At 69.7% G+C, this 23,420-nt stretch carries 11 protein-coding genes; all 11 read right to left on the reverse strand.

Annotated elements, in window-relative coordinates; genetic code table 11:
• Positions 1–6: 6 nt before the first annotated feature.
• Positions 7–225, reverse strand: a complete 219-nt coding sequence (locus tag FHG89_RS26115; RefSeq protein WP_139587058.1) for an MbtH family protein — start codon at positions 223–225, stop codon at positions 7–9.
• Entirely contained in the window at positions 222–950 is a 729-nt protein-coding gene (locus tag FHG89_RS26120) for an aspartate/glutamate racemase family protein (protein ID WP_139587059.1), read from the reverse strand. Before FHG89_RS26120 ends, FHG89_RS26115 begins: the two co-directional genes overlap by 4 nt.
• Positions 947–8,050, reverse strand: coding sequence for an amino acid adenylation domain-containing protein (locus tag FHG89_RS26125; RefSeq protein WP_139587060.1), 7,104 nt, complete (start codon positions 8,048–8,050; stop codon positions 947–949). The genes FHG89_RS26120 and FHG89_RS26125 overlap by 4 nt, the downstream gene beginning before the upstream one ends.
• Positions 8,043–9,857 (reverse strand): non-ribosomal peptide synthetase, encoded by a 1,815-nt coding sequence (locus tag FHG89_RS26130; protein WP_139587061.1) that lies wholly within the window; start codon positions 9,855–9,857, stop codon positions 8,043–8,045. Before FHG89_RS26130 ends, FHG89_RS26125 begins: the two co-directional genes overlap by 8 nt.
• A gap of 202 nt (positions 9,858–10,059) precedes the next feature.
• Positions 10,060–11,376: a condensation domain-containing protein gene (locus tag FHG89_RS26135; RefSeq protein ID WP_139587062.1), complete on the reverse strand. Its 1,317-nt coding sequence runs from the start codon at positions 11,374–11,376 to the stop codon at positions 10,060–10,062.
• 24 nt (positions 11,377–11,400) lie between these two features.
• Positions 11,401–14,664 carry a non-ribosomal peptide synthetase gene (locus tag FHG89_RS26140; RefSeq protein ID WP_139587063.1) on the reverse strand — a complete coding sequence of 1,088 codons (3,264 nt, stop codon included), beginning with the start codon at positions 14,662–14,664 and terminating at the stop codon, positions 11,401–11,403.
• Positions 14,661–18,245: an alpha/beta fold hydrolase gene (locus FHG89_RS26145; protein WP_139587064.1), complete on the reverse strand. Its 3,585-nt coding sequence runs from the start codon at positions 18,243–18,245 to the stop codon at positions 14,661–14,663. The genes FHG89_RS26140 and FHG89_RS26145 overlap by 4 nt, the downstream gene beginning before the upstream one ends.
• Positions 18,246–18,455: 210 nt before the next feature.
• The gene (locus tag FHG89_RS26150; RefSeq protein ID WP_244295861.1) at positions 18,456–19,511 is read right to left on the reverse strand and encodes an amino acid--tRNA ligase-related protein; all 1,056 of its coding nucleotides are present in this window, start codon (positions 19,509–19,511) and stop codon (positions 18,456–18,458) included.
• A complete protein-coding gene (locus FHG89_RS26155) occupies positions 19,508–20,884 on the reverse strand; it encodes an FAD-binding protein (RefSeq protein WP_167517530.1) in 1,377 nt (458 codons plus the stop codon). Before FHG89_RS26155 ends, FHG89_RS26150 begins: the two co-directional genes overlap by 4 nt.
• A 754-nt stretch (positions 20,885–21,638) precedes the next feature.
• Positions 21,639–23,033 (reverse strand): glycoside hydrolase family 10 protein, encoded by a 1,395-nt coding sequence (locus FHG89_RS26160; RefSeq protein ID WP_139587066.1) that lies wholly within the window; start codon positions 23,031–23,033, stop codon positions 21,639–21,641.
• 37 nt (positions 23,034–23,070) lie between these two features.
• Positions 23,071–23,420, reverse strand: a 350-nt coding sequence (locus FHG89_RS26165; RefSeq protein ID WP_208761115.1) for a cellulose binding domain-containing protein, incomplete at its 5' end; no start/stop codon positions are given.

Below are 23,420 nucleotides of genomic sequence, written 5' to 3' on the forward strand. Positions count from 1 at the left end.
ATGCCGTCATCGTCCGTCCGCGGCGGCGGCGGTCCGGTCTCGGAGGCTCTTGGGACGCATGTCCGTCCAGAGTTCCTCGATCCGCTTCAGGCAACCCTCGCGGCTGTCCGGTTCGCCGACCGCTCGCCAGCCGGCCGGGACCGGCCGCTCCGCGGCCCAGATCGAGTACTGCTCTTCATCGTTGATCACAACCAGCCACCTGTCGGTGACATCGGCGTTCGTCACAGTCGGACCTCCAGTTCACCTTGATCGGTATGCGGGATCTCCGCGTCGGCCAGGAAGCTCAGGGCGGCGTGCGCGAGAACGTCTGTGACGTCCACGACGGGGACGCCGACGTCGACCGCGGGAGCGATCACGGACAGCTCGGTGCAGCCCAGCACCACGCAGTCCGCGTCGGGATGGGCGCTCAGCAGTGCTCGTACGCACCGGGTGAACTCGGCACGGGTCGGATCGGCCGGTTCTCCTCGCTTGACCCGGTAGATGAAGTCGGTGACCTGCCGCTGCCCGTGCTCATCGGGGTACGTCGCCCTGGTGGCCGGGGCGAGGAGCGGTTCGAAGCTCCTCAGCGTCGCGGTCGCCTCGGTGGCCAGTATCAGCGGCCGGGAGAGGCCCCGGCGCTCCAGATGCGCGGCGGCCTCCAGCAGCAGATCCACGATCGGGACCCGGGACTCACGCAACAGCTCGGCGCGATAGATGTGCGTGGTGGCCGACGGAATGGCGATCAGGTCGGCTCCTGCCACACACAGCTTGCGAACCGCCTCCCGCAGTGCGGGCAGCGGACTCGGTCCGCCGGCCAGCTGATGGTCGATCCGGCTGGGGATCCGTTCCGCGACCAGGACGACGGCTGTGTAGTCCTCGTCGGTCACCGCCGGGCACAGGTCGAGGATCCGCCGGTAGAAGTGCGCCGCCGCGTACGGCCCGACACCGCCGACAATGCCGATCCGGCTCATGCGTCGCCCCCCGAGGTCGTGCCGCGGGCGGCGGCAAGAGCGGTGTCTACGGCGTCGCGCAGCCGAGCGGCCACCGTGGCCACGTTCGTCTCGGTGAAGAGGTCGTGATGATTGCCGGGCAGGAGACTCACGTGTGTCTCGCCGCGGGTCAACGTCCGCCAACTCTCGGCTCTGACCACCGGACGGGAGAGCGTGGGATGCTGCTCCGTCGCTTTGAACAACCAGATGTCCGCCTCGACCTCGGCCGGTCGGAAGCGATCGGCCGCGTGACCGTTGGCGGTGAAGACGTCGTACATCCGGCGTAGCGTCGGAGTCTGGACACCGGCCGGCAGTTGCCCCCGGTCGACGAGATACCGGGTCAGTCGGGCGAGGACGGTCTCGACATCGGCCTCTCCGGCACCCGCGTCGGCGGGGATCTCCGCCTCGCCCATTCCATAGGACAGCGAGAACCTCTCCAGATCCGGCACGTCGTCGAACCGGTCCTCGGTGGAGTCCACGCCGAAGGCACGGGCGTCGATCACGCCCACGAACGCCACGTCCTCGCCGGCCCTCTCCAGCAGCCGGGTCATCTCCAGGGCCACGTTGCCACCGAACGACCAGCCGGCGAGCAGGTACGGCCCGCGCGGCGCCAGTGCCCTGACCTCGGACAGGTATCGCTCGGCCATGGCGGTGATGTCGGTCAGCGGAGCGTCGTCCGTGTTGTACCCGACGGCCTCGATCCCGTAGACCGGCCTCCACGCTCCCCACTGGCGGGCGAGCGCGAAGTAGCCGCACGCGTCGCCGGACTGTGGGTGTACCAGGAACAGCGGAGTGCCGGCGAGGTCGGGTGCGGTCAACAGCACGGCCAACCGGTTCTGGACGGGTCGCCCGGCCCGCACGGCCAACGCCTCGATCGTGCGGTGTTGGAAGATCGCGTTCAACGGCAGGTCGACGCCCAGCTCCGCACCGAGTGCGCCGATCAGTTCCACCGCCTTCAGCGAGTGGCCACCGAGTTCGAAGAAGTCCTGCCGTACCCCGATCGGGCTGCGCCCGAGGACCCGCTCCCACACGGTCACCATGCGCAGCTCGGTGCTGTCCCGTGGTTCGAGCACCTCCGCCCGGGTGTCGAGCGGTGGCGGAGTCCGCCGCACGAGTTCGGTCCGGTCGACCTTGCCGTGCGGTGTCCGCGGTAGTTCCGCTGCTTCTACGAACCGTGACGGGTGATAGGCCTGGGGCAGGGTGTCGACCACCGCGGCACGGAGTGCGGCGGCGTCGAAGGGGTCGGCTACGACGTGGGCCACCAGTTCGACCCCGTCCTTCTCGCCGACGACGACCACGGCGGCGGCGCGTACCGCCGGCACAGCCAGCAACGCCGACTCGATCTCACCGGGCTCGATCCGAACCCCGCGGACCTTGACCTGGTGGTCCAACCTGCCCAGGTACCGGACCTCGCCGCTGTGGTCGATACGCGCCAGATCCCCGGTTCGATAGAGACGCTGCCCCGGATGGAACTCGTCCGGCACGAAGCGGCTCGCGGTGAGTGCGGGGGCGTCCAGGTAGCCGGCCGAGACACGTGGACCACCGATCGCGAGTTCACCGACCGCCCCACGTGGCAGCAACCGTCCTCGGGAATCGAGGATGTACACCCAGGCATCGGGCAACGGCCTGCCGGCGGGTATGTGCCCGGTCCGCAGGTCGGCCCCGCTGACCCGGTGGAAGGTGGTGGTCATGGCGCATTCGGTGGGTCCGTACTGGTTCACGACCTCGACGTGGTCGCCCAGGTCGAGAGCCGCCGCCGCCACCGTCGCCGGCAACTCCTCACCGCTGCTGAGGATCAGCCGGAGCCCGGGGCGACGGGTCCCCTGTCCGACCTCCCTGACCAGCGCACCCAGCATCGACGGCACCACGGCCAGCAACGCGGTGATGTGGTGGTCCGCCAGTGCCCTCGCGATGGCGCGTTGGTCGCGAGCCTCCTCGTCGGACAACAGGACGAGGCGGCCACCGGCCGCGAGAGTGCCCAGGATCTCGCGCACGCTGGCGTCGAACGACAGTGCCGCCAGTTGCAGCACCACATCGTCGGGGCCGAGCCGGTACTCCCTGATCATGTGCCGCAGGTAGCCGGCCGCGGCGCCATGCGTGGTGGACACGGCCTTGGGCGTCCCGGTGGATCCCGACGTGTGGGTGACGTACGCGATGTCGTAGGGGGCAGGTCCACAGGTGGTCGGATCTGCCGGGCGGGCGTCGTGGGGACGGATGATCCGCACGTCTTCGGGCAGGGCCGGATCGCCGACCGGCCGGTCGGTGACGACCAGCGGCAGACCGGCGGTCAGGCGACGAAGCCGAGCGGGCGGTTGGAGGGGGTCCAGGGTCAACAGCGTGGCCCCGGTACGCATGACGGCCAGCATGGCCACGACGAGCGCCGCCGACCTGGGCAGCAGCACACCGACGAGTACGCCGCGACCAGCGCCTTCCTCGTGCAACCGGGCGGCGAGGGCAATCGCCTGACCACGCAGTTGGTCGCCGGTCAGGGTGATGCCACCGGCGGTCAAGGTCGGCGAATCTGGTCGAATACCGGCGTCGACCAGCTCGGGCAACGTGGTGTCGGGCTCGGTCCACTCCGCGAGGCGCGCCTCCTGTCGGGACGGCAGGGGCGGCAGCACCTCGTCCGCTCCGGCGAGCGGCAATGATCCGAGCGCCACGTTCGGCGTGACGACGACGGCGGACAGAACCCGACGAAATACCGACACCACCACCGCGGCCGTCGCCGGATCGTAGAGGCGCGTGGCGTACTGCAGGGATCCGGCGATGCCGCCCGCCTGCCGCGACAGCGACATGCTGAGGTCGACCTTGACACTGACCCGGCTGGTGTCCAGTTCCTCGGCGGTCACGCCGGGCAGGTCGATCGAGTTCGCGCTGCCGACGTCGAGTGCGAACTGGATGCCGAACAGCGGGTGCCGAGCCAGGTCGCGTTGTGGATCGAGCTGCTCCACGAGCCGCTCGAACGGCAACTGCTGGTGGTCGTGCGCGTCCGCGATGTCCAGGTGCAACGTGGCCAGCAGGTCGGTGAACCGGTGGCTGGCGCCGACATCGATACGCAGGACGATGCTGTTCAGCAACGGGCCGACGAGCTCGGCGAACTCGGGTCGGCTGCGCCCGGCGCCGGCGATCGGCGTGCCCAGAACGACATCGGTGGTGCCGGACAGCAGCCCGACGGTCACCGCGAACGCCCCCAGCAGGACGCCGAACGGCGTCGTTCCGCTTTCCCGGGCCAACTCGTCGACCGCCCTGGACGTCGCGGCGTCCAGCTCGAACCTGTGCTCTGCGCCGTCCTCCACGAAGACCGTCGGTCGCGGGCGGTCGGGGAGGATCTCGGTTGCCGAGGCGGCCGCCAGACGCTGCCGCCAGTAGGCCACGTCCCGTCCGTCATCGGGACGCGAACGCTCCCAGCGGGCGTAGTCGGCGAACTGGACCGACGCCCGCCCTGCCGGCGTGTCACCGGCGGCCAGTGCCCGGTAGGCCGCGCTGAACTCCCGCCACAGGATGGACATGGAGGACCCGTCCACCAGGCTGTGGTGGAGCACGAACGCCAACACGTAGTCCTCGCCGGAACGTCCCAACCTGGCTCGGACCAGTGGCCCCTCGGCCAGGTCGAAGGGCTCGGCGGCGCACCTGTCGGCGAAGGCGACCGGAGTGTCGTCGCCCAGTTCCACAACCTCCTGCCACAGCGGAAGGACCGGACCGACCACCTGCCCGGAGCCGTCGCCGAAGCGGGTACGCAGGATGTCGTGCCGCGCCACGACCGACAGCAGGGCATCGTGCACCAGCACGGGGTCGACCGCGCCACGCAGGATGATCGTCGCGTTGACATGGAAGTCGGTACGTGACGTCCGCAACTGCTCGAGGAACCAGAAACGCTGCTGTGTCGAGGACAGCGGGGCAGCGCCGTCGACAGCCGGCCCGGCTGGCGCCGGTCCGGTCGAAGCTGTGTGGTCACCGATGAAGTCGCACAGCGCACCTACCGTCGGGTGGGCGAACAGCTGCCGCATCGGGATGTCGACGCCGAGCTGTGCGCGCACCGCGGCCACGAGCCGGGCGGCCAGCAGCGAATGGCCGCCCAGGGCGAAGAAGTCGTCGTCCAGGCCTATTCCGTCGAGCTTCAGCACACTCGACCAGATCGCCGCCAGGTGACGCTGCAACGGGGTCTCCGGCCGTGCCGACCGGCGGTCGACAGCCGGTAGGGGCGTGGGTAGCGCCGCCCGGTCGAGCTTCCGGTTCGGCGTCGAGGGAAGCCGCTCCATCGCGACCACCACGGTGGGGATCATGTAGTCCGGCAGGACCTCGGCCAGGTCCTGCCGCACCTGCGGCCAGCGCTCCCCGTCCGGGTTGTTCCACACGACGTAGGCTGCCAGCGTTCGTTCGACGCCCTGGCCGACGGGGCCCACGGCGGCGTCGACGATGTCGGGGTGTTCCCGCAGCCGCGTCTCGATCTCCTCCGGCTCGATCCGGAAGCCACGGATCTTCAGCTGGTTGTCCGCTCGCCCCAGGTACTCCAGGGAACCGTCGAAGCGGCGGCGAACGAGGTCTCCCGTGCGGTACATACGCGCACCCGGCAGGGTCGGATCGGGTACGAACCGGGCCGCAGTGGTGGCCGGATCACCGAGATAGCCGCGGGCGAGTCCGCTACCGCCGATGTACAGCTCGCCCGGAGCCCCCGGCGCCACCGGCCGGCCCTTCACGTCGAGCACCAGCAGTCTGGTGTTGGCCACCGGCTCGCCCAACGCCGGCGGGGCACTCGCGGCGGGAGGAACCAACTGCTGGGTGGAGTTGATGGTGGTCTCTGTCGGGCCGTAGGAGTTCCACAAGCGCTCGGTGCGGGCGGTGATGTCGCGGGCCAGGGCGGCGGGCAGGGCCTCCCCGCCGGAGAACGCCCGAATCGGGGCACCCTTCCATCCGGAGGCGATCAGCAGTGACCAACCGGCCGGGGACGACTTCATCACCGTGACCCCGGCGTCGCTGATGACCTCCCCGAGGCGCCGGCCGTCGACGACGGTGTCCCGGTCGACCACCTCCACGCGGGCGCCTACCGCGAGCGGTGCCATGAGCTCCAACACCGACCCATCGAACGAGATCGAGATGGTCGCCGCCACCGTGTCCGTCTGCTCCAGCCCCACCAGGTCGATCCAGTCCGCGGCGATGTTCGCCAACCCCGCGTGCCGGAGCATCACACCCTTCGGGCGGCCGGTGGAGCCGGAGGTGTAGATGACATAGGCGAGATTCTCGGGATCCACCATCTCGGGCTCGACGACGGCAGCCCGGGCCTCCGTGAGAGTCAGCGCCCTCGCCCCGGCCTCGCTCCAGGCCACCAACTTCCTCGTGGCGCCATCCGTCAGGACGACCGACGTACGACTGTTCCGGAGCATGTACTCGACGCGCTTCTCGCCGTACGAGGGGTCCAACGGGAGATAGGCCGCACCGGCCATCCAGACGCCGAGCAGCGCGGCCACCATGACGGGCGAGCGCTCCAGACAGACACCTACCGTGTCGTCCCTGCGCACTCCCGCGGCGCGGAGTTGCTCGGCTATCCCGGCCGCGACGGCCATCAGCTCCGCGTAGGACAACACCTCGGTCCTGTTGCCCACCGCCGGCGCGTCGGGGCGGCGCTGCGCCTGTTCGATGATGCGGTGCAGCAGGACGGGGCCCTCGGCCCGCTCACGCCCGGCGATCACCGGCGGATCATCGACGCCCACCAGCACCGATCCGATCACCGGGTCGCGCGGACGACGGGTAGCCACATCGAGGAGCCGGCAGTACAGCTCGACCACCTTGTCGACGGTGGCCGCGTCGAACACGTCGCTGGCGTAGGCGACGACGCCTCGGGCCCCGCCGTCCGGCAGCCCGTAGCTGAGAAACAGCTCGAGGTCGAACTTGGCGTACTCCACCGGGAAGTCGACCCAGGACGCACTCAGCTCTGGCCACCGGGGCAGCGGCGGTTCGCCCTTCTGCACCGTGATCACCGTCTCGAACAACGGGTTGCGATTGCGCGCCGTCGATCGGCCGAGCCGCTCGACGACCTCGGCGAACGGCACCCGCTGCCGGGCGAATCCCTCCAGCGCGGTGTTCCTGGTGCGGCGGATGAGCTCCACGAAGCTCGGCTCGTCCGTCAGGTCGACACGTAACGCCACCACGTTGAGGAACGGGCCGATCACGTCCTGCAACTCGCTGTCGGAGCGGCCGAGTACCGGCGTGCCGACGACGACATCGGGCTGTCCGCTGAGCAGGCCGAGAAGCGCGCTGAACGTCGCCGTGTAGACCATGAACTCGGTCGCGCCACAGTCGCTGGCGAGCCGCCGGACGCGCGCGGCCAGGGCCGCCGGTACGGCGAACGACATCTGCGCGCCCGGCCGACCCCCCGCCTCGCGTCGTGGCCGGTCCAGCGGAAGCTCCAGCTCCGGCGCTCCGGCCAGCGCCCGTACCCAGTACTCCAGATCCGAGTCGGACGGCGCCTCGGCCGTGGCGGCGACGTCGGCGTACGTCAGCCGCGGGCGCTCCAGCACCGGCGGCTCGCCCGCCCGCACCCGGCGGTACTGGTCGGCGACCTCACTCCAGAGCAGCGACATCGACGGCGCGTCGACGACGATGTGGTGCACGACCAGCACGACGAGCCAACGTCGTCCAGCCATCTCGTAGACGTGGACGCGCATCGGCGGTTGGGTGGCGAGAAGCAGCGGTTCGGCGGCAGCCTCGGCCGCGAGGGCGGCAGGCTCGGTCTGGTCATGAGCGTCGCACCGCAGGACCGGGACGGCTTCCGGCGCGTGGACGATCGGCAACGGGGCTCCGCCCTGATCCGCGAAGCCGGTCCGCAGCACCGGATGCCGGGTCGCCACGGCGGCGACGGCCGTCCGCAGGCAGTCGACGTCCAGTTCACCGATGAGCTGGACGGCCTCCGCCACGTTGTACGCGGCCGAGTCACCGAGAATCCGGTTCACCAGCCAGAACCACTGCTGCTGCGTGGACACGTGACGGGCGGGATCACCCTGCCCCGAGATCCCCGCGACGTTCGGCTCCGTGTTGTCGGCGAGGCGCGACCGAGCGGTCCGCAGGCGGTCCTGGAGTTCACTCATCGGGCGCTCCCTGATGCTCGCTCAGCAACTCACGCTCGACGGCAAGCGCCAGTCCCGCGATCGTCGGATTGTCGAAGAGCAGCACGAGCGGCAGGTCGAGGTTCAACGCACGCCGCAACACGCTGATGACGCGGGTGGCGAGCAGGGAGTGCCCACCCAGTTCGAAGAAGTCGGCCTCGGCGTCGGTCGCGGGAAGGAACTGCCCCCACGCCTCCGCGACCAGCAGCTCGGACTCGCCGCGCGGCGGACGGCCCGTCGCGGCCACCTCGGTCGAGGGCGCCGGCAGACGATTCCGGTCCACCTTGCCACTTGCGGTGAGCGGCAGCTCCGAAAGGACGATCAGCCTTGCCGGGAGCATGTACCCGGGAAGCCGCTCGATCAGGAAGTGACGCACCGCCTCGGTGTCGACCGTGCCGCCGTGGCCGACCACGTACCCGAGGAGCTGCTTGTCACCGGGTTGCGCCTCGAACACCGTCACGACCGCATCGGTGACGTCGGTGTGCGTGACCAGGGTTCGCTCGATCTCGCCGAGCTCGACCCGGTTGCCGCGGATCTTCACCTGGTGATCACGCCGACCCAGGAAGATGATGGCACCGTCCGGCCCGTGCACCGCACGGTCCCCGGTACGGTAGAGCCGCTCTCCCGGTACGGCCGGGTCGGGCAGGAATGCCTCCGCGGTCTTCGCCGGATCGTTCCAGTAACAGCGGGCCAGCCCGACGCCGCCGACGTACAGCTCTCCCTCCACTCCGGGGGGCACGGGCATGCCGGACTCGTCGAGCACATGCACCCGGTAGTTCGTCAGCGGCCTGCCGATGGGGATCACCGGCAAGGCGGCGTCCTCGGGCGAGCAGGTGTGGATGGTGGCGTCGATCGACGCCTCCGTCGGGCCCCACTGGTTGTGCAGTGAGCAGTCCGTGTCGAGGAACACCTCGTGGAATCGGCGAACGAGCTCGGGACGCAACGCCTCGCCGCTGGAGATCACGGTTCGCAGCGTCGGCGGTGGGCTCCCGGCCACCTCCTCGAGGAACAGGCTGAGCATGCTCGGCACGAATTGGAGCACCGACACCTCGTGTGCCGTGGCCGCGCGCGCGATGGCTCGTGGATCACGGTGCAGGCCGCGTTCCAGCATCACCACCCGACCGCCGACGATCAGCGGCCAGAAGAGCTCGACCGCGGAGTCGTCGAAGCTCAGGACCGTCTTGTGCAGTACGCCCTCGCCGGGGCGCAGCTGGTGACGCTGTTGCATCCAGCGCATCCGGTTGACCCAGCCGCGGTGCGGGTTGGCCACGCCCTTGGGCTTCCCGGTGGAGCCCGAGGTGTAGTAGATGGAGACGAGATCGTCGGGATCGACCGGGACGGTCAGCGGGTCACCGGCATCACCGGTCACCGCGATCACCTCGACGTCCAGGCCGTCCACCGGGCCGCACGGTGAGACGTCGACGACGCAGTGACCGGCTCTGGCCTCAGCGAGCATCGTGCGTACCCGCGCGGGCGGGAGATCCGGGTCCAGCGGAACGAACGCCGCCCCGGCGTGCAGCACACCGAGCAGCGCCACGAGCAGGTTCGGACCGCGGTCGCACCAGACACCGACCGGCGAGCGCGCGCCCACTCCCCGTTCGGCGAGGGCGCGGGCGAACCCACGGGCCGCCAGATCGAGTTCGCGGTACCGGATCCGCTGGGACCCCGACTCGACCGCGATGGCCTCTGGTGTCCGATCGGCCTGCGCCTGAATCAGCTCGTGCAGGGTGTGGGCGATGTCGAGATCCTCTTCGAGGTCGCCGGCCACCCGAAGCGGACCGTCGGTCATGCCGAGCGCCGAGGAATCCCGGAGCCGGCGAACCGTCCCCCCGGCCGGCTGATTCTGACCGTCGGCAACGTTCAGGGCAGGGGTGGCTCGAGGCTCCGCATGAGCCGTGGAACGGGAGTCGCGCGAAACCACATTCAGCTCCTAAGTCTGCGACGGAACAGATCCGGAAGGGCGATGGAGGGGCGGCCGCGAGTGGAGGCCACTAGGTCGCGTCGATCCGGCTGTCGGGGTCGGCGGCCATCACCGTCAGCGACGCGACAAGCTCTTCGACGAGAGCGTCGACCAGCGCGGCGGCGAAGCGGTCCGAGCGGTATTCGACGGTGCCGGCCAGCCCCCGGGGCTCGCCACCGCTGGTCAGCTCCTCCTCCACCAACACCTCGATGTCGAACTTGGCCGCCGTGGCGGCCCGGCTCTGGAACTCGAGATGGACCGGGCCCATGTCCAACGTGGGTTCGACGCGGTCCTCGACGGAGAAGAGGATCTGGATCAGCGGGCTGCCGAACCGCCGCCGCGCGGGGTTCACCGCGGCGACCACCTTCTCGAACGGCGCGTCCTGGTTGGCGAACGCGCCCAGGTCGGCCTCGCGGACCCGGCCCAGCAACTCGGTGAACGTCGGGCTTCCCGAGGTGTCGGTACGCAGCACGACCGTGTTGGTGAAATAGCCGACGAGCTCGCTCAGCGCTTCGTCCGACCGTCCGGAGACCACGGTTCCCAGCGGCAGATCGGTCGCACCGCCGAGCTTGGTGACGGCGGCGGCAAGAGCGGTGTGAACGACCATGAACAGGGTCGCCCCGGTCTGCTGTGCCAGCTTCACCATGCCACGGTGAGTATCCGCGTCGACTCGGAAGCCTCGGGTGCGGCTCGGGCCCGATCGTCCCGTACGTGGTTCGGCGGCGAGCCCGGACTCCTGCGGTAGCCCGCTCAGTCGGGCTCGCCAGTAACTCAGTTGGCGAGCCATCAGGCTGTCCGGGTCGAACTCGTCACCCAGGACCTCGTGCTGCCACAACGCGTAGTCGGCGTACTGGACGGGCAACTCCAGCCACCGCGGAGCGAGTCCGGCGGCGCGGGCGGCGTACGCCCGGCTCAGATCCTGGCAGAATATCGCCTCCGACCAGCCGTCGAAGGCCACGTGGTGCACGACCAGCACCAACCGGCCACGGTTCGGCCCCGTCCGCAGCACCATCCCGCGCAGCGGGATGTCCGTTCTCAGGTCGAACGTCCGGGCGACGAACACCTCCTCGGCCTCGTCCGCCTCCTGGTCGCCGGTCCGCTCGTCGATCAGGAGCGGACCCAGGTCGGCGAGGGGCGTCACCCGCTGTTCGGGGACTCCGTCGGTGTCCGGAAAGACGGTACGCAGGCTCTCGTGCCGCCCGACGACGTCGCGTAGCGCCTCCCGCAGGGCCAGCTCGTCCAGGTCACCGGAGAACTGCCACACCAGCCGGACGTGATAGGAGGTGTCGGACGGGTCCAACTGGTTCAGGAACCAGAGACCGCGCTGGGAGAACGACAGTGGAATCATGTCCTGGTCACTCCTCGGATGCCTTCACAGCAGCTCGCCTTCGCGAGTCCGGCGCCGTAGTGCCGGTCGTGAGGAGCGTCTGCGGCCGGCCAGCGTGCTCGCGAGACCGGCCACGGTCGGCGCGTCGAAGATGTCGCGGACCGAGACCTCCGCGCCCATCACCGCACGGACGCGGTTGAGCAGGCGGGTCGCCAACAGCGAGTGCCCGCCCAGCTCGAAGAAACTGTCGTCGGCGCCGACCCTCTCGACGCCCAGGATCTCGCCGAACAAGGCGCACAACTGGTGCTCCTCCGGGCTCGACGGCTCCCGGCCGCCGCCGGAGTGGTCCGGCGCCGGAAGCGCCCGCACGTCGAGCTTGCCGTTGCCCGTGAGTGGCATCTCGGCCAGCTCCACGAACGCGGCGGGCACCATGTAGTTGGGCATCGACTCTTCCGCCGCCGTCCTGAGCGAGGAGACCGGCAGGTGGCCGTCGGCGGTGAAGTACGCGACGAGCCGCCGGTCACCGGGCCGATCCTCGCGGACGATGACGGTCGCCTGGTCGACCCCGGGCACGGACCGAAGGTGGTACTCGATCTCACCGAGCTCGATCCGGAATCCGCGGATCTTCACCTGGCCGTCGGCGCGGCCAAGGAACTCCAGCTCGCCGTTTGGGTTCCAGCGGACCAGATCACCGGTGTGGTACATCCGCTGTCCCGGCGGGCCGAACGGGTTGGGTATGAATCGTTCCGCGGTCAACGCCGCGCGGCCCGCGTATCCCCGGGCGAGGCCCGCGCCGGCGACGTAAAGCTCGCCCGTCACCCCCGCGGGCACCAGCGCCAGCCGGTCGTCGAGCACGAAGACGGAGGTGTTGATCAGCGGCTTGCCGATGGAGGCTCGACCGGACGGGCCGGTCACGTCCTTGTCCAGCAGGGCGATCGACACGTCGTCGGAACATTCGGCGGGACCGTACACGTTGGCCAACGGCACCCCGGGCACCTGCCGGTGCCACCGGCTGACCAGGTCGGGCGTCAACTCCTCGCCGTGGGCGAGCATCAGCCTCAGGCCGGCCATCCGGTCGGCCAGCCGGGGGGTCTCGTCGCATGCCTCCAGTACTGCCCTCAGCAGGGACGGGACGATCTGCAGCACAGTGACGCCCTGGTCGGCGCAGCATTCGGCCAGCGCGACGGGATCACGAGCGAGGTCGTCGTCGACCGTGTGGATGCGGCCTCCGACGGCCAGGAGCGTGAGCGACTGCCAGATCGAGACATCGAACGTCAGCGGCGCGTTGAACATCAGGACGTCACGCTCATCCAGCTCGTACAGCTCGATGATCGCGCGCAGGTGGTTCGCCAGGCCCCGGTGCGGAACCAGGACACCCTTGGGCCGGCCGGTCGAGCCGGAGGTGAACACGGCGTAGGCGAGCTCGTCCCGGCTCGGCTGACAAGTGAAGCCGGCGGGATCGGCGAGGCCGGAGCCCGGCGCCAGGACCTGGACCGGAAGAGCCGCGGCAGCGGCGATCGACTCAGCCCGGTCGAGCAGGTCCGTCGCGGCCAGCAACAGCCCGACTTCCCCGTCCTCCAGCATCTGCCCGGCGCGGGAGACGCCCGTGCTCACGTCGACCGGCATGAACCCACAGCCTGCGCCGAGCACACCGAGCACCGCAGCTACGTACCAGGGTGTCCGATGGGAGAGCACTGCCACCAGCGTGTCCGGCCTGGCGCCGGCGGCCCGTAGTTCGCCGGCGATCCGGGCGGCGGTCCAGGCCAGCTCGCGGTAGGTGACGTGTTCCTTCTGGCCGGAGACCGCGATCGCCTCCGGTCGCTGCTCGGCGATCTGCCGCACCAGCGCGACCAGATCCAGTGGCGGCTCGTCCGTGACCGGCCCGTTCCACTCCTTCAGCTGTTGGCGCCGTTCGGCGGCGGTGAGCAGGTTGAGCCGGCCGATCGGGACGTCCGGATCGGCCGACGCCACCGTCAACAACCGCAGCAGCCGAGCACCCAACTGCTCCACGGTGGCCGGGTCGAACAGATCCGTCGCGTACTCGAAGACCGTCCGCACGCCCGCGACGCTGCCGTCCTCGCGGAGTTCCTGGAAGAAGTCGACGGAGAGGTCGAACTTGGCGGTGTTCACCGGCTCCGGGAGCGGGGTGCTCACCACATCCGCCAACCGCAGCTCATTCGTGGTCTCACCGTCGTCGAAGGCGAAGAAGACCTGGAAGAGCGGATGGTGGGCGCTCGAACGCTCGGGTTTCACCGCCTGTACGACACGTTCGAAGGGCACGTCCTGGTGCGTGAAGGCCGCCAGATCGGCATCGCGGGCCCGGTCCAGCAGGTCGCCGAAAGTCGGGTCGCCGGACAGGTCGAGGCGCAACACCAGGGTGTCGACGAAGAATCCCACAAGCGGTTCCAGCGCGCGGTCGTTGCGCCCGGCGAACGCGGTCCCGAGCACGACGTCCGGGCCGGCACCGTACACCGACAGGACCGCCGCCAATGCCGCGTGCAGCACCATGAACAGCGTGCAGCCTCGCTCGGCGGCAAGCTCGACCAGGTCATTGTGCAATCCTGGCGGGATGGTCAGCTCCGTGGTGCGGCCACGGTAACTGGCCACCGACGGTCGCGGCCGGTCCAGGGGCAGGGTGATCAGCTCCGGCGCCCCGTCCAACGTCTCGGTCCAGTACCGGAGCTGCTCGGCGGCCAGCTCGCTGGGCTGTTGGTCCGTGCCCAGCAGAGCCTGCTGCCAGATCGTGTAGTCGACGTACTGGACCGGCAGCGCGGCCCAGTCCGGAACCGTGCCCGCGATACGGGCCCGGTACGCCGTGGACAGGTCACGCGCCAGCAGGCCGCCCGACCAGCCGTCGCAGGCGATGTGGTGGATGAACAGGGCCAGGTGACTCACCCGAGGACCGCTGATCAGCAGCGCGGCGCGGAACGGAGGCTCGTTCCGCAGGGCGAACTCACGATCGGCCAGCTCCCGGACGACGGAATCGACCTCGGGGGCGGCGACCTGGCGTACGGTCAGCGGCGTCGTGAGGGCGGCGGGGTCCAGTACCTGTTGCGCGGGCTCGCCGGCCTCCTCCGGGAAGATGGTGCGCAGAGCCTCGTGCCGGATCATCACGTCCCGTAGCGCCCGGCCGAGCGCCTGCTCGTCGACCGCGCCGTCGAGCCGCCAGAGATACGTCAGGTTGTAGGCCGATCCCGATTCGCCGTAGCGATGCAGGAACCACATCCGTTGCTGGGCGAACGAGAGCGGGATCCGTGCGGGCCGCTCGGCCCGCAGGAGCTGAGGTCTCCTCTCGGCGGCGGTCGTCATCGGGAACCGCTTCCGGAGCCGAGCAGCCCGCGGATCGTGTCGGCCAGCTCAGCAACCGCCGGGGGTCGCAGGAGGCCGTGGTAGTCGGTCGGGATCGACGCGACGGTCAGGTGCGGCCCGCCGAGCGAGCTCCAGCCCCACGTCCAGTCCTGATCCGGCGGAGCATCGACCGCTCCCGCTCGCACCAGGAGCACCGGATGGTCCGCCTCCGGGGGTTCCCTGTGCCCGGCGACGGGATGGTCCTCGGACGCCGCGGTGTCGGCCGCAGGGGCGAGCGCTTCGTCCTCGCCGCCGACGAGGCCCGGCGACGGGCCGTCCAGCAGAATCAGCGCGGTCACCGGCTCTCCCCTTCGACGCAGGACTGCTGCCGTCTCCCTGGCCACCAGCCCACCGAGGTCCCAGCCGACGAGTACCGGCGCTCGGTGCCCGGCCGCGACGATCGCGGTCGCGTGCCGCTGGGCCATCTCCACGAACGTCGCGGGAGGCGTTCCGCCGTGCAGGCCGGGCGATTCGATGCCGAGCACCGGACTTCCGGCGGAGAGCAGTTCGGCAAGTTCCGCGTAGCAGTCGGTGCCGCCCTCTCCGGGGTGGAAGCACACGATCGGCGGACCGCCCGGATCCCGGGCCGGCTGGAGCAGCACGAGAGGAGAGCCCTCCGACGGCCCCCCGCGCACCAGGGCGGTCATGGCCGCCGGCGTCCGCGCGCTCAGCACCGAGGCCATCGAGAGCTCGATGCCGAAGGCTGCCTTGACTCGGGAGATCAACCGGATGGCATGCAGGGAGTGGCCGCCGAGGCTGTAGAAGTCGTCGTCCGGAGAGATGTCCTCCATGCCCAGTACGTCGGACCAGACCGCCGACATCCGCTGCGCGAAGGCGTCGCGGGGGCCTGCCAGCTGGGCCGTGCGCACCTCGATCGGAGGCAGAGCGGCCCGGTCGACCTTGCCGTTGCGGGTCAACGGAAGCGCGTCGAGGAACTGCCACGCCTCCGGCACGAGTGCCGGTGGAAGCTGGCGGCCGAGTGTCTTCTTCAGCGCCTCGGCCTGCACGCCGTCGTACCCGTCGCCGCGCACGACGTAGGCGTCCAGGTGGGTGACCAGGCCCCCGTCATCCCGGCGGGCGATGACGGCGGCGGCCTCGACGCTGCGCTGACGGAGCAGCAGCATCTCGATCTCCTGCAGCTCGATCCGGTAGTCGCCCAACTTGACCTGGTCGTCGAGTCGACCCAGCACCTCGACCCCGGCACCGGGCACCAGGCGACCGAGGTCACCGGACCGGTACCGCCGTGTTCCACGCTCGCCGAAGCCCGCTCGCCCGGCCTGGACCTCGTCGAGATAGCCGATTCCTACCCCGGGGCCGGAGATGACCACCTCTCCCGGAACCCAGGCCGGGACCGGGTGCCCTGCCTCGTCGACCACGGTCAGTGCGCAGCCGCCCAACGTCGTCCCTACCGGGACCGAGGCGCATCGCGGATCGACCGGAAGCCGCACCATCCGGCAGGACGCGCCGATCGTGGTCTCGGTGGGGCCGTACTCGTTGTAGACGCGCAGTCGGGGATTCAACTCGGCCACCCGCTCGGCCAGCCCTGGCGGAAGCGATTCGCCGCCCAGGACCAGGACCTCGGTCGGCAGCCAGCCGGACGCGGGCGCGGTGCCGGCGAGCAGCGCCGACAGACGCGACGGCGCGATCTTCAGCGCCTCCACCGGCCGCTCTCCGAACTCGGCGGCCAGCATCTGCGGATCAGCGGCCGTGTCCGCGTCGACCAGCCGTACGCACCCGCCGCTGGTCAGGGGAAGGAAGATCGCCGTGTACGCGAGATCGGCCGCCATCGTCGAGACGGTGGCGACACTCGCCCCGTCCCGCAGATCGAGTTCGGAGCGGCTGGCGGCCGCGTAGTGGGCCAGCTGGGCATGCCCGACGACCACCCCCCTGGGCACTCCTGAGGTGCCCGACGTGAACATCACGTACGCCACATCCGTCTCGCCGACCGGCCTCGGTCGTGCGGTGACGGTCGACGGCGGGCACGGAGGAAGTGGGACGGCGTCGACCGAACCGGTGAACTCCTCGAGGGTTCCCGGAACCAGCACCAGCTCGGGATCCCACTGCCGCAGGATCGCCTCCGTCCGGCCCCGCGGCCACGCCGGGTCCAGCGGAACGAACGCCGCACCTGCCAGCCAACAGCCCAGGATCGCCGCTGGCGTGCCCGAGGTCGCCGGGACGAGAAGGGGCACCTGGTCGCCCGGGCGGACCCCGTGATCGTGCAGCACGGACGCGATCGACTCGGCCCAGGCCGCCAGCTGACCGTAGGTGATCACGTCCTCACCACAGCGGACCGCCGGATCGCCGGGAACACGGTCGGCCTGCCGCAGGAATCGGAGAAGAACCGAATCCTGCGGTGCCGGCTGGGGCGGCTGCTGCTCGACCTGGTCAGTCAGCAGCAGTCGACCGACGGCCTCGTCAGGGTCGGCCAGCGCATCGGCCAGCAGCAGCTCCCACGCTCGCGCGTAGGCGGACAGATCCGATCGGGTCGTGCTCCCGCAGGTCGCGGTGACGGCCAACGTCAGCTTCTCCGGGGCCGCCCAGCAATCCAGGTGCAGCCGTCCGGGAACGTCGCCGAACTCGGCCGGCTCCGGCTCGACACTGTGGAACCACGGGTCCCACTGGTACCGGAACGAGGTCTCGGGCCGGACCGAGGGGTCGCTCAGGTGCTCCTCGGCGGCTGCCGTGGCCAGCGCGTCCTCCGCGGTACGGGCGGCCAGCGCGAACACCGCGTCGGCCCCGATCGGCAGGCGCAGCGACACCGGCCGCTCGAGAAGTCCCAGAACGCGCCGCGATTCCGGGGCCGCTCGGCCGTCGGTGACCACCGAGATCGGCTGATCCACCGAGCGGGTGTACCGCGAGCGCAGCGAGGCCCAGGCGGCGAGAAGCACCGCGGGCTCGGACACCTGCAGACGGTGGGCGAGGGTACGCAGGGCGGACAGGGTGGCGTCATCCGGCCTGATGACGACGGTCCACGTACCGTCGCCGGGTTCTTCGACCCCGACAGGGCTCAGGAACGGCACGCCATTGGAATCGGACCGCGGATCGACAGGCGGTTCCGCCCACGGGAGCCGTGCGTCCGGCCGGGCCGCACCGTCGGCGTAGTGGGGCGGCCCGCCTGCGGCGGTGTCGGGCGTACCGTCCAGCAACAGCCCGAGGAGCAGACGCCAGGTCACCTGATCGACGCTCAGCCGAGGCAACCCGAGTTCGAGTCGCGTGCCGTCCGGCACCGGCGTGTAACGGACCGACAGGCTGCCCGCCCGCATCACCAGATCGCCCTGGTCCGTCTTCTCCTCGACGACCGGGCCAGGCGGATCCACCACCCGCAGCGGCATCGGCCGGCCCGCGACCTCCACATAGCTGGTGCGGAGGATCTCGTGCTCTGCCGTCACCATGGCCAGCCGCGAGGCGATCTCCACCGGCGCCAGGGCGATCGGCACCTGGACCGTACGGGTCGCCCGCTCCGCGAAGCCCCCGCGCAGGCACGCTGCCCGCTGCTGTGGGGAGAGCGGGAACCCTTCGGCCGCCGGTGTGTTCGCGGTCATCATTGCCTTCCCGAAGTCGGTCGTATCCATCGGTCGTCGCCACCAGCACCCCCGCGTGGGACGCGGCAGAGGGCGCTGTGCCCAGGGCAGACGGGTACGTAGTCGATGAGTGGGAGATGTGCCGTCCTGCGGGGGTCACGAACCCTCTACGCGCACGCGCGTCGCGGATCCGGCCCAGCGGGCATCGCCGAAGTCGCGCCTCTTGCCGTGCTAGGGCCTCACTACCGCGAAAGGCCAGTCCTCGGGCTCGTCGGTACGAGAGATCAAGGGCAGGTCACGGATGTCGTCGTGGTTGAGGACCCACATCAGGAACCGGTCGACGCCCATGCCGAAGCCGGAGGTCAGCATCGGGAGTTCCTGCTTCATGCGGACGTACCACGCGTACTCACGCTCGTCCACGCCATGCAGCGCCATGGACTTGCGCAGCCGGTCGGCGTCGGTGTGCCGCTCGCCGGAGCCGACCACCTCGCCGATGCCGAAGTACAGGTCGGCGCCTCGGGCGATCCTGAAATGATCATCGCTGGAGGCCTGGTAGAACGGGACCGCCAGGCTGTCGAAGTGGTGCACCCAGAGGAACTCGCTGACCCGGTCCAGCAACAACTGCTCGCCCTTGCGAGTGAGCGTGCGCCACGCACCTTCGTCGCGGACCGTCCCATCCACGTCAGCGACGCGCGCGACCGCCTCTTCGAACGTCAACTGCTCGAAGCCGGCGCCTTCGGCCATCCTGATCAGGTGGGAGACATCTCCACGAGCCGCCTCCAGACGCCCGCCGACGTTGTCCAGGATGGCACCGGAGAGTGCCTTGACGTAGCCGGTCACGTAGGAGATCAGGGCATCCAGGTCTCCGGGGATCTCGGCCTCGCTGTGCGTGTACTGCCCGAGATGGGTTTCGTCCGGCTGCTCCGCACGGAAGGACGGCATGATCGTGTAACACCCGCCCGGCGCGACACGACAGCCGTACTCAAGGGCGAACTGCATGGAATCGGCGAGGTAGGTATGCACTCCGCTCACCGTGACCGGCACCGGCTCCGAGTCACTGCCGAGCGCCGTCGGGCACGTCACCGTTCGCGTGGTGATCGGGAGGAAGAGATGCTTGAGGCCCTGCGCAGAGGCGTAGCGGACGGTCTCCGTGTGCACGACGTCATGGAGGTCGGCGATCAGCCCGTACCAGTCAGATCGTAGATCGTTGATGACCGTCATGGGGTCGTTGCAGTCACGACGGTCTGCCGGACTGATGGAGACACGCTTGGTGCCGAACGGCGTCACAGACCATCCTCCTCAATCATCGTGCGAGTCTCCGGGGCCGGAGCGATGTTCTGGTTGTGCCGCAGCAGGTTGTCCGGGTCGTAACGTCTCTTGACCGCCGCGAGCCGTCGGTATCGACCGGCACCATATACGTCGACAGACCCGAGAGCCGGCTCGTCCTGCACGTAATTCACGTACGAACCGCCGTAGTGCCATTCGGCGAGTCTCGCGATACTGCGGCGAGACCAGGCGGCCTCTTCGTCGTCGTCGTTAGGATCAATCCAGTGGGCGGAGGCGGTGTACATGTATGGCGCCCCCCGCGCCGGAAAAGCAGATTCCTCGTCCGGAACGTCCGTGATCGCGCCACGCAGATATTCGAAGTCGACGCAGGAGAGCGGCGATCGGATCTCCTCGGCGTTGCCTATCATCGCGTCGGCCGTAGCGGGACCGAGTTCACCGAGATAGCAGGACTTGGTGAAATAGCGGCGCCCATGCGGTTCGCTGTGATCACCGAGGGCTTGGAGCTCGGCGAAGGACAACACCCGTTCCAGTCCCCCCGCCGGAGCGCATTCGTCGAACAGCGGCCCGACGGCACGTTCTCCGCCGCGCCGGTCACCGAACCAGGCCGCGGTGAGTTGCAGGGCGGGACGGCCACGGAGCTGCGCGGGGATCCAGTCCTGATCCGAGGCGATTTTGAACGCCCCGACGGCGTGCAGGTCCGCCGGCTGGCCTTCCGCGAACTCCCGGTACGCGGCCAGAGCGCCGGCGGCGTCGTCCAGCGGGTAGATCCCGGTTCGGTGGACGACCGGACCGATCGGTCGCAGGCTAAGTGTGAACCGGGTGACGATGCCGAAGTTGCCGCCGCCACCTCGCAGCGCCCACAGAAGCTCGCTGTGCGCACTGTCGGAGGCCTCGACTATCGAACCGTCCGCCAGCACGACCTCGGCAGCGAGAATGTGGTCACAGGTCAGGCCCCATCGGCGGGCGAGCCAGCCGTACCCGCCTCCCAGGGCGAGTCCACCGAGGCCGGTGTGCGAGACCACTCCGGCGGGACAGGCGAGCCCGTGAGGGGTGGTGGCGGCATCGAGATCTCGGAGCAGGCATCCCCCCTGCGCCCGCGCGAGCCGAGCCGACGGATCGACCGAGACGTCTCGCATCAGCGACAGGTCGATCATGACCGAATCGTCGGAGACCGCCTTGCCTGCGACGTTGTGGCCACCCCCACGCACTGTCACCGCGAGGCCGGCAGACCGCGCGTAGCGCAGCACCGACGAAACTTCGACAGCACTCACGCACCTGGCAATCAGTGCCGGCCGTCGATCGTGTACCGCATTCCAGACGCGTCTGTGATCGTCATAAGAAGCGGCAACCGGCGTGATGAGCCGATCACCCAGAAGTGAATCGAGAAAAATTTGCCGACCCCCGTGTCAGACAAAATAAGCCCTTTTCGAAAACCGATGGCTGCTTTCGCCTACTCTCATCGAGAGCATTCCACCGGCCGAGCAGAGAGAATAGTTCCGCTATCGGCGGATATCAGCACCATCGACAACGATGGCCAGCGTTCGCGGGCGAGCTACCCTCGCCCGCTCTACGACAAATCGGCACATCCTCCGGCGCCTCCACAGAGATCGAAAACCGCTGCTATTTGACCATGGATGAGCAGCGCCTGTCGAGACCCTCGGGAGTAGATGCTCGGCTATCGTGTGCTGCGCCGGGACGTTTACGCAGGTCAGCCGCCAAGGTGAGGGACAAGATCCCACGGGTTCCCCGAAGGCCGACCCCCTCAAGATCACTTTGCCTTGGATTGCCCGACCCTTCCGCGTACCTGCTGGTCAGTGCGCTTCACTCGAAACACTTGGGGGTGTCTGACCGGCCCCGCCCGAGGCTCGGCCAGCTCGGCCGGCCCTACGGCCTACGGCCTACGGCGATCTCCCCGACTCTGGTGATGACCCCGGCCGCCGCGTCACGAGCGGCGTCCACGGCGACAGAGCCAGCCTCTGCGGCCCGTGACGCCACCGCCGGCAGCGGCGGAAGCCGATCCGCCAGGACCAACGCGAAGGCTTTAGGTGATCTTGCTGGGCGACCGGCCCGGCCCAGACGGCCCGGCGCGGAGAGTGGTCCTCCGCGCCGGCCGCCGCATCAGATGGGTCAGGAGGTCACGCAGTTGGCCAACACGCCCGGGCCGGTGCCGGTGCCCTGGAAGCCGAAAGTGGTCGACTGCCGGCCGAGGATCCGACCGTTGTAGCTCACGTTTGTGAACCGGACGCTTCCGGTGGTGCCGCTGGCCTGGGCGTTCCAGGTGCCGGTGACCGCGGCGCCGGCGGGCAGCTCGATGGTCACGGTCCAGCCGTTGATATCCGACTTGCCGGCGGTGACCGTCACGTTCGCGGTGAAGCCCCCGGCCCACTGGTTGAGCGCCACCGACGCGTAGCAGCCGTCACCGGCCGGCGGCGAGCTGTTCGGCGGGGTGGTCGGCGGGGTGGTGGTCGGCGGCGTGGTCGTCGGCGGGGTGGTCGTCGGCGGGGTGGTGCCGTTGTTCAACGCGGCGAGCACCGCGTCGTACGCCGGCTTCTTCGCGCCGCTGCTGGTGAACAGCAGGGGGGTCTGGGACGACCGCCAGGAGTCGCTGTCGCGGATTCCCCAGACCGTGATGCCGTTGCAGCGGGCGACCGCGAGGCAGTCCTCCACCACACTGCGGTACGTCGCCGCCGAGGCGCCCTGGATGTCCAGCTCGGTGATCTGCACGTCCACGCCGAGCGCGGCGAAGCTGGACAGTGTGGTGCGGTAGTTGCTCACGTACGGCGAGTCGTTGTTGAAGTGCGACTGGAAGCCGACGCAGTCGATCGGCACACCACGGGACTTGAAGTCCCGCACCATGGTGTAGACGGCCTGGGTCTTGGCGTGCGTCCAGTTGTCGGTGTTGTAGTCGTTGTAGCAGAGCTTCGCGCCGGGGTCGGCCGCCCGGGCGGCGCGGAACGCCGCCTCGATCCAGTCGTTCCCGGTGCGCTGCAGGTTCGAGTCACGGCGCGCGCCAGAGCTGCCGTCGGCGAACGCCTCGTTCACCACGTCCCAGGCGTAGATCTGGCCCCGGAAGTGGGTCGCCACCTGCGTGACGTGGTTCAGCATCGCCTGCCGCAGCGCGCTGCCGCTCATGTTCTGCATCCAGCCCGGCTGCTGGGAGTGCCACGCCAGGGTGTGCCCGCGGACGTTCATCCCCCGACTCCGGGCGTGGTTGACGATCTGCTCGGCCGAGCCATAACTGAACTGGCCCTGCTGCGGCTCGGTGGCGTCGATCTTCATCTCGTTCTCGGGCGTCACCATGTTGAACTCGCGGTTCAGGATGGTCGTGTACGCACTGTCGGAGAGCTTGAACGCGGCCACCGCCGTACCGAAGTACCGGCCCTTCTCCGCGGCCGACGCGCCGAGGGTGGTGCCGGCGGAGGCGGGTGCCGTCAGCACCAGCGCCATGCCGGCGGCGAGAGCACCCGCGCCGGTCAGCGCGATGGCGGCTCTCGATGCCGCCCTCCATCTCGCGTTTCTCATCGTGCGACTCCTTCTGGATGGTGGTGTGGAAAGGGGGTCAGACGACCGAGCACGTGGCACCGTTCAGGGCGAACGACGAGGGCTTGCCGGTGTCGCCCTCGTGGGTGGCCTGGAAGCCGATGTCCACCGACGTGTTCGGGGCGAGGGTCGCGTTGTAGGAGACGTTGCGGGCGGTCACCGCGCCGCTGGTCGGGGAGTACTGCGCGTTCCAGCCGCCGGTGATGCGCTGCCCGCTGGGCAGGGTGAAGGTCAGCGACCACCCGTTCACCGCGGCGGTGCCGGTGTTGGTGATGGTCACGCTCGCGGTGAGACCGTTGTTCCAGGCGTTGACCGTGTACCCGACCCGGCAGGCACCCGTGGTGGGCGGCGGAGTCGTCGGGGGCGGAG

The organism is Micromonospora orduensis (assembly GCF_006228125.1).
In the GTDB taxonomy this organism is placed as follows: Bacteria; Actinomycetota; Actinomycetes; order Mycobacteriales; family Micromonosporaceae; genus Micromonospora; species Micromonospora orduensis.